Annotated in this window: 4 protein-coding genes and 2 pseudogenes; 2 read left to right on the top strand and 4 right to left on the bottom strand. The window is 62.6% G+C overall.

The features are described from left to right. A pseudogene (locus BT116_RS31800) lies at nt 1–154 on the top strand (IS481 family transposase); the annotation flags it as partial. Between the two features lie 327 nt (nt 155–481). On the opposite strand, the pseudogene BT116_RS31795 reads toward BT116_RS31800, so the two are convergent. Beyond that, nucleotides 482–861 (bottom strand): annotated as a pseudogene (locus BT116_RS31795) (DUF6124 family protein). 498 nt (nt 862–1,359) lie between these two features. On the opposite strand from BT116_RS31795, the gene BT116_RS10815 reads away from it, so the two are divergent. Then, nucleotides 1,360–1,743, top strand: a complete 384-nt coding sequence (locus BT116_RS10815; RefSeq protein ID WP_072343182.1) for a helicase — start codon at nt 1,360–1,362, stop codon at nt 1,741–1,743. Nucleotides 1,744–1,927: 184 nt separating this feature from the next. Here the strand turns inward: BT116_RS10815 and BT116_RS10810 are convergent, their stop codons facing one another. The 3 genes from BT116_RS10810 to BT116_RS10800 all read right to left on the bottom strand — a co-directional run bounded on the left by BT116_RS10810 (nt 1,928) and on the right by BT116_RS10800 (nt 6,413). Beyond that, entirely contained in the window at nt 1,928–3,328 is a 1,401-nt protein-coding gene (locus BT116_RS10810) for an aminoacyl-tRNA deacylase and HDOD domain-containing protein (protein WP_072343180.1), read from the bottom strand. A gap of 79 nt (nt 3,329–3,407) precedes the next feature. Continuing rightward, nucleotides 3,408–5,483, bottom strand: a complete 2,076-nt coding sequence (gene recG / locus BT116_RS10805; protein ID WP_072343177.1) for an ATP-dependent DNA helicase RecG — start codon at nt 5,481–5,483, stop codon at nt 3,408–3,410. Between the two features lie 9 nt (nt 5,484–5,492). Then, a complete protein-coding gene (locus BT116_RS10800; RefSeq protein ID WP_072343175.1) occupies nt 5,493–6,413 on the bottom strand; it encodes a hydrogen peroxide-inducible genes activator in 921 nt (306 codons plus the stop codon). Nucleotides 6,414–6,664 lie beyond the last annotated feature (251 nt).

The raw sequence follows: 6,664 nt of genomic DNA, 5'->3' as shown, positions 1-6,664 counted from the left end.
ATACGTGGGGAATCTGCTCAGGCATCAGAACATTGGAATGGAGATGATCAAGGACGGGGTATGGAATGTGATCTTCGGTCCGGTGATCCTAGGTCACGTCAATGCCAGGGACGCAAAGAACGGCTATGTTTCAATAAAAGTGTCACCTATGTGAATGCACTTTTTTGTAACCCATGTGGTTGTCCCGTACATGCCCCACCACTCGGTGCCTCGCCTAGGCTCGGCATGCCCTCACTCCGGCATTGCTCCGTGGGCCCGCCGCGAAGGGCCATCCATGGCCCAGCGCGGCTATCCCGGCATCCATGCCGGGATGCCCACTGCGCAATACCTGCGTTCGGCCAGCGTGGTTAACGGGGCCCCCAGATCAAAAGCCCGCCGAGGCGGCCTGATAGCCGGCCTGGCTCTCTCTGTCGTACTCCGATCCAATTGTGGGAGCGAGCTTGCTCGCGATGGCGTCGGTTCAGCTTGCATCAATGCAGCGCTACCCCTTGGCGTCAGGCGCCGCCATCCCCTTGTTTTCCAGATCATCCAACGCCCGCTCGACCAACAACTGCACCCCATCGGCCATGCGGCTTATCGCCAGGGCTATGCAGCGGCGTGAGTCGTCGACGTCGTCAGCCAGGTCGGCGGCGATGGTGCTGATGGACAGCAGGTCTTCGGAGGCGTTGGCCAGCAGGGTTTCGGTGTCGATGTGGGGGGAGACGATGAAGAGTTGGTTTTTGTCGGGTTCGGGCGGGGAGGGTTGGGGGTTGAGGTAATAGTCGAGGGCGCGGGTGGCGGCGTCTTCGAGCTTTTTTCTTCTTGAGCTTCGACGCGGGATTTGTGGCCGTTTTGTGGCGGATTAGGAGTGACCTTGAACATAGATGTATCCCGATATGTATTTGAAGAAAACAGCCACCGTTCGTTGCACCGAATTAAGGTGGCAGCCGTGCGTAGGTGTGCAAGACCGGGCATATCGGACCCCGGCAGACTCGAAAGTCTCCCACGCACAGCCGCCATAGCAGTTGCGCGCCGATATGTACCGGACTTGCACGTCCGTGTCACCGTTTTTTGCGATGACGAACAAAGGTTAGCGGTGCCCCAGGGCCCTGCCTAGTTCACGAACAGCTCGGCGTTTTGAAGGAAATATCCGAGGAACAAGAGAGCAAAAAGGTCAAAAGATCGCAGCCTTCGGCAGCTCCTACGGAAATGGGTGTAGGAGCTGGCGAAGGCTGCGATTTTTTGACTTTGTGTTTTGTGACTTGGCAGTCATCTTTCGCGAAAACCAGCTTATCTTCCGACAAAGAGAGCCGATGATAGCGTTCCGCTGAAGAATCGCTAAACTGCCAAACATTCATCTTTCTTCACGAGGCGGTGCCCATGAAATTTCGTTTTCTGCTGTGGATGCTGGGGTTGTTGATGGGCAAGGCCAGCCGGACCAATCCGGCGTTCCAACAGCAGTTGGGCGATAAAGAGTTGGTGTTCCAGCTGCAGACCCTGGACGGCAAAGTCGCCCGGCATTTCACGGTGAAAAACCAGCGCATCACCAGCCAGTCCGGCACCTACCCGGAGCCTGCCTTCGCCATCGCCTTCAGGGACGCCGCCTATGGCTTCGCCACGATGCAGGCCAAGAACAAGCAACTGGCATTCATGACGGGGATCCAGGACAAGTCGATCCAGATCAAGGGCAACCCGGCGCTGGTGATCTGGTTCCAGGGCCTGACCAAGTACTTGAAACCGAAGAAGGCCAAAGCGAAGATCTGAGGTGCTGCGATACTTGTGGCGAGGGGATTTATCCCCGCTGAACTGCGCAGCAGGCCCAAAAAGGTTGACTGTGTTTAGCCTGCATGAGTGGGGAGGTTGGTTTTAGGGCCGCTTCGCAGCCCAGCGGGGATAAATCCCCTCGCCACAAGAGCTTCACTCACCTGCACAAGCCAGGTGAGTCTATTCAGCCGTGGCTGAACTGCGAAGCCAGTTCCCGCAGCAGCACTTCGGCTTCAAGCACTTTGCTGACCACGTCATTGACCTTGTCCCGAGACAGTCCTACACGCTCTAGCAGAGCCTCGGGAATTTCCTCGTCCGGGCCGGAGCCGATCCCGCGCGAGCGCAGCAGGCGTACGGCCAGGCACACCAGGTTCGGGTAGGCGGCGTATTCGCCGTCGTAGTGCGGGTCGTGCTGGAAGCGCAGGGCGGTGGCCAGTTCGTCGGGCATGTCCCAGTAGCGCATCAGCCAGGCGCCGATCTGCTCGCGACTGATGCCCAGCAGGTGCTGTTCCACGTAGCTGTGGCACAGGTGCGGGTTGACCTCCAGGTGCCGGCAGATCAGCGAGAAGTGCGGCGGGAACACGTGGGCCAGCAACAGGTAGCCGAAGTTGTGCAGCAGGCCGGACAGGTAGGTCAGGCCGCCTTCGGGTCGCTGGGCACGCGGCATGGCGCGGGTCAGGCCTTCGATCACGGCGGCGGTGTAGATCGACTGGTGCCAGTACGGCGTGGTGTGTTGCGGGTGGTCCTTGGGCAGGCTCAGGGTCTTGCCCAGGGCCAGGCCCAGTGCCAGGTTGATCACCAGGTCGAAGCCCAGGACCCGCACGATGGCGTCTTCCACTGAACGAATCTTGCCTGGCGAGGCGTAGTACGGTGAGGCGGCCCAGCTTACCACTTGCGCGGCCAGGGCCGGGTCGGTTTCGACGACGCCGGTGATGTCATCGATGGTCGCGTCGGGGTCGACCCGCAGCTTGATGATTTTTTGCGCGGTTTCAGCCAGCGGCGGGATCTCGATGGTTTCTTCCAGTCGTTGCTGGATACGCCGGGCGGTGAACGCCTGCACAGCCTGGGTGATTTCCGCGCGGTCGTCGTGGGGGCGGTCCAGGTTGGGGGTGATGTTGCTCACGGCTTCGCCGAACGTCGCCGCGCTGGCCTTGGTGAGCATGGTCTTGAATGCTTCGCTGGTGACTTCCAGCAGCAGCCCCGGCTCGCCCGAGTTGATCAGCAGCTTCGGCTCGCGCAGCAGGCTTTCTTCGTACAGGCAGGGGGAGCTGGTCAGCGCCGGCAGGCCGGGCAGCAGGCTCAGGCTGTGTTTGCCGAGCATGCGCTCCAGGCGGTCGGTCGGCACTGCCGTGAGTTTGCGACCGGTGAGTTCGGCCAGGCGGTTGAGATCCAGCAGTTGGCTTTGCGGAAACAGCACCATCAGCGCGCCAACGGCATCGTGCAGCAACACCGCCTGTACTTTGCGGGCTGGGTTCAGGCCGGGGCGTTCGAGCACTTCGTCAAAGCCGATGCCCAATTTCTCGAGCAACAGCCGAATAACAGACGGAGCGTGCGGGGATTCGGGGACGAGGGCAGCTTCTGTCATGGTCTGTATCCGTTTTCCTACAAGTTGGTCAGTATAACCAGCTTGTCCGGTACGCGCGTCCGGAAAACTGAGCGCGTGCTCACACTTGGCCGTATTGCTGCCCGTGACGCAGCCAGCGATCCAGCAGCGGGCTGACGTGGTCGGGCCAGCGTTCCAGCAGCGCCTGGGCGGCATCGCGTACGGCGGGGAGCAGATCGGCGTCGCGCATCAGGTCGGCTACCTTGAATTGAAGCAGACCGGTCTGGCGCGTGCCGAGCATTTCACCGGGACCGCGCAATTCAAGGTCTTTTTCGGCGATGACGAAACCGTCGTTGGTTTCGCGCATGATCCCCAGCCGCTGGCGGCCGATCTGCGACAGCGGCGGGTGATACAGCAGGACGCAATGGCTGGCGGCGCTGCCTCGACCCACGCGTCCGCGCAACTGGTGCAACTGCGCCAGGCCCAACCGTTCGGGGTTTTCGATGATCATCAAGCTGGCATTGGGCACGTCGACGCCCACCTCGATCACCGTGGTGGCAACCAAAAGTTGCAGGGCGCCGGCCTTGAACTCAGCCATGACGGCGGCTTTCTCGGCGGGCTTCATGCGTCCGTGGATCAGCCCGACCTTCAACTCGCCGAGGGCGGCGGTGAGGTCCTCAAAGGTGGTCTCGGCCGCCTGGCAGGTCAGTTCTTCCGACTCTTCGATCAGCGTGCACACCCAATAAGCCTGCCGCCCTTCGGCGCAGGCGCTGCGCACGCGCTCGATCACCTCCACTCGTCGGGTATCGGTCACCAGCACGGTGTTGACCGGGGTGCGACCGGGGGGCAGTTCGTCGAGGATCGAGGTGTCGAGGTCGGCGTAGGCGCTCATCGCCAGGGTTCGCGGGATCGGCGTCGCGGTCATGATCAACTGATGCGGACACATCCGTCCGCCCACGCCTTTCTGCCGCAGGGCCAGGCGCTGTTGCACGCCGAAGCGGTGCTGTTCGTCGATGATCACCAGGGCCAGGTTCTTGAATTGCACTTCGTCCTGGAACAGCGCGTGGGTGCCGACCACCATCGGTGTGCCTTCGGCGATCTGCGCCAGGGCGGCGGCGCGGTTCTTGCCCTTGAGCTTGCCGGCCAGCCAGGCGACTTCGATGCCCAACGGTTCGAGCCAGCGCTGGAAGGTGATGAAATGTTGTTCGGCGAGGATCTCGGTGGGCGCCATCAGCGCCACCTGATAACCCGCCTCCAACGCCTGCAGTGCGGCGAGGGCGGCGACCACGGTCTTGCCGGCGCCGACATCGCCCTGGATCAACCGCAGCATCGGCTCGGGCTGGCTCAGGTCGTAGGCGATTTCGTTGCCGACCCTTTGTTGGGCGCCGGTTGGCGTGAAGCCCAGGTTGGCCAGGTAGCGAGCGGGCAGGTCCCGGGCCTTGGGCATGGCCGGCGCGCGCAGGGAACGCAGGCTCTCTCGCAGGCGTTGCTGGGACAGTTGATGGGTCAGCAGCTCTTCGAACGCCAGGCGATGCTGGGCCCAGTGATGGCCGAGGGCGAGTTCGTCCACATCGGCATCGGCGGGCGGATGGTGCAAGTAGCGGATCGCGTCGGCCAGCGGCGCCAAGTGGTAATCCCGGGCCAGTTCCGTGGGCAGCCAGTCGGGCAGGCTGCTGGGGCCGAGCAGGGTCAGGGTTTGCTGGCAGAGTTGGCGCAGGCGTTGTTGGGTCAGGCCTTCGGTGAGGGGGTAGACCGGGGTCAGGGTTTCGTCCACCGGCGGCGGTTCGTCACCGGTGATGGCGCGGTATTCCGGATGATAGATCTCCAGCCCCGAAGCCCCGGGCCGCGCCTCGCCGTAACAGCGCACACGGGTGCCGCGCTTGAGGCCCTCCTTTTGCGCATTGCTGAAATGATAGAAGCGCAGGCTGAGCCCGCCGGTGCCGTCCTGCAAGCGCACCACCAGGCTGCGACGGCGGCCCATGACCACGTCGGCGCCGCTGACGGTGCCTTCGATCACCGCATCCTGACCCGGGCGCAAATGGCCGATGGGCACCACGCGGGTGCGGTCCTGGTAACGCAGCGGCAGGTGGAACAGCACGTCCTGGAGGGTTTCCAGGCCGACCTTGGCCAGTTTTTCGGCCATGGCTTCACCGACACCCTTGAGTGTGGTGACCGGCACTTTCGACAGCTCCGTCATAGTCGTGGCTTACTTGCCAGCGGGCGGCTTGGCCACGGAGCACAGACGGATCGAGTCAGCGAGGATCTCGATGGCCTTGGGCCGCGGGAAACTGGCGCGCCAGGCGATGGCGACGGTACGGAACGGCACGGGCGGCGTCAGCGGGCGGACTTCGATCACGCCCGGGGAGTAATGATGGCTGTCCACCGCCGACAGCGGCAGGATCGAAATGCCCAGGCCCGACGCGACCATATGACGGATGGTTTCCAGGGAGCTGGACTCCACCGTGGTGTGCTTGGCGCCTTCGCTGCCCTTGGTCAGGGTCGGGCAGGCTTCGAGCACCTGGTCGCGGAAGCAGTGGCCTTCGCCAAGCAACAGCAGGCTCTTGTCGTTGAGCAGGGCGGCGTCGATGGTCTTTTTCTGGGTCCAGGGGTGCTGGGCCGGCATCAGGACGTAGAACGGTTCGTCGTAGAGCGGCAGGGTCAGGACGTCGGCTTCGTTGAATGGCAGGGCGATGATGATCGCGTCCAGCTCGCCGTTGCGCAGCTTGTCGCGCAGCACATGGGTGAAGTTTTCTTCGATGTACAACGGCATCTGCGGGGCGACCCGGTGCAGTTGCGGAATCAGGTGCGGGAACAGGTACGGGCCGACGGTGTAGATCGCGCCGACTTTCAGCGGGGCGGTCAGTTGGTTCTTGCCGGCCTGGGCCAGTTCGCGAATACCCTGGGCCTGCTCCAGGACCTTTTGCGCCTGGGCGACGATGCCTTCACCCACCGGGGTCAGGCGCACGGCGCTTTTGCTGCGCTCGAAAATCAGCACACCGAGCTCGTCTTCAAGCTTTTTCACACCCACCGACAGCGTCGGCTGGCTGACATGGCAGCGCTCGGCCGCATGGCCGAAATGCTGCTCTTGGGCGAGGGTGACGATGTAGCGTAATTCTGTGAGGGTCATGGCGAGCGTCCGTGAAGTTGCGAGCCAAGCATACCGGCTGCAATCGATAGACGCACGTTATCAGACTGGGGGTACGGTGTGACACTGTCCAATGTCTGTGTGGCGAGGGGATTTATCTGTGGCGAGGGGATTTATCCCCGTTGGGCTGCGCAGCAGCCCCAAAAACACGACTGTCGTCGGGAAGTCAGGAAGATGAGGTCATCTATTTTTAGGGCCGCTACGCGCCCCAGCGGGGATAAATCCCCTCGCCA

Source organism: Pseudomonas sp. NFACC16-2, from assembly GCF_900119205.1.
GTDB lineage: Bacteria > Pseudomonadota > Gammaproteobacteria > Pseudomonadales > Pseudomonadaceae > Aquipseudomonas > Aquipseudomonas fluorescens_Q.
This window is presented reverse-complemented; position numbering and strand designations above follow the sequence as displayed.

Coding starts and splice junctions, on each gene's coding strand:
- BT116_RS10815 (WP_072343182.1), top strand. CDS start 1,360: ATGAAATTTCGTTTTCTGCTGTGGATGCTGGGGTTGTTGATGGGCAAG.
- BT116_RS10810 (WP_072343180.1), bottom strand. CDS start 3,328: ATGACAGAAGCTGCCCTCGTCCCCGAATCCCCGCACGCTCCGTCTGTT.
- recG (WP_072343177.1), bottom strand. CDS start 5,483: ATGACGGAGCTGTCGAAAGTGCCGGTCACCACACTCAAGGGTGTCGGT.
- BT116_RS10800 (WP_072343175.1), bottom strand. CDS start 6,413: ATGACCCTCACAGAATTACGCTACATCGTCACCCTCGCCCAAGAGCAG.